Here is a 1,136-nt window from a genome sequence, read left to right as displayed (position 1 = left end):
CACAGACCGCACATATGCGCCTGCCACGCCGAGGGGTCGATTCCGTGCCGTGCCGCACTGTGCGCGCACGGCTTCAGCAAGCCGAACAAGATGTCCCCGCTCCCCGGCCGGAAGGGCCGTCCTGCAACACGATCGCAGCGAACTGTGGCAGGCGCGCGCCGGGACGGCAAGTCCGGCGGGCCGCACCGGTTCAGGCGGGCTCGGCCCGCTTCTTGTTGCCGGACAGACCGCGCCAGGCCAGATCGTCGAGCAGGTTCACGGCCACGTCCATGTCGATCTGCCCGCTGGCGACCCGGTCGGCGATGGCCTCGCCCGCGCCGATCACCGCCACCGACACCACCTCGAAATTGGTGCCCGGCTCGGCGTACTTGGCGCTGGACTCCAGCAGTTTCGCGGTGAGCTCGATGATCCGGTCGCGGCTGTTGGCGATCTCGGTGGCGAACGGCTGCTGGCCGAGCGCCTGCCGGTAGAGGACCTGCCAGGACAGCCGGTTCTGGTCCACGTAGGCGAGGAATGCCTCCAGGCCCGCGCGCAGCTGCTCGTGCGGGGTGAGCTTGGGGTTGCCCGCGACCGCGACCGCTTCGATGAACCGCGCGCTCTCGCGCAGGATGCAGGCGCGGAAGAGTTCGTCCTTGGAGCCGTAGTAGAGGTACAGCATCGGCTTGGAGATCTTCGCCTCGGCGGCGATCGCGTCCATCGAGGTGTCGTGGTAGCCCTTGCGCGAGAAGACCTCCACGGCGGCGTCGAGCATCTGCTGCTCGCGCACCGCGCGAGGAAGCCGTTTCGTTCCGCCTGCCATTCACTCTCCTCGGACCGGACAGTCGGCGCTCATCGCAAGCGCCGAAGCCCTTATCTTACTCCATGGTAAGTTCCGCCAGTGTGAATTGCCGGTGATTCGCCATGCCTGGACGGCGGCGTCGGGGCCGATCTCAGCAGTGCGGCGCGGAGCCCTTGAACTTTGCCATGCGCAAGACCGAGGCATCCACCTGGGATCCCGGTAAGCGGCCACTGTTCACCGCCGCCACGAGCCGGTCCAGCACCTTCGGCACCGCGTCCGTGGTGATCCACAGGGCATTGTCGGCCCCCGCGATCAGGGCGGCCTCCACCGCGTCCTCGATGCTCATCCGGCTGGTGAT

At 67.9% G+C, this 1,136-nt stretch carries 2 protein-coding genes; both read right to left on the bottom strand.

Features of this window, described 5'->3' with window-relative positions; translation table 11 throughout:
* Positions 1-190: 190 nt before the first annotated feature.
* On the bottom strand, positions 191-799 hold the full coding sequence (locus tag ACIRS4_RS38205; RefSeq protein ID WP_357094177.1) for a TetR/AcrR family transcriptional regulator: 609 nt from the start codon (positions 797-799) through the stop codon (positions 191-193).
* A gap of 130 nt (positions 800-929) precedes the next feature.
* Positions 930-1,136: glycoside hydrolase family 3 N-terminal domain-containing protein (locus ACIRS4_RS38200; protein ID WP_404204874.1), on the bottom strand; the 207-nt coding region annotated here is incomplete at its 5' end.

This window comes from Streptomyces sp. NPDC101166 (genome assembly GCF_044768125.1).
GTDB lineage: Bacteria > Actinomycetota > Actinomycetes > Streptomycetales > Streptomycetaceae > Streptomyces.
This window is presented reverse-complemented; position numbering and strand designations above follow the sequence as displayed.

Bases quoted from the DNA above. Each gene is read 5' to 3' on its own strand.
- ACIRS4_RS38205 (WP_357094177.1), bottom strand. From the start codon at position 799: ATGGCAGGCGGAACGAAACGGCTTCCTCGCGCGGTGCGCGAGCAGCAG.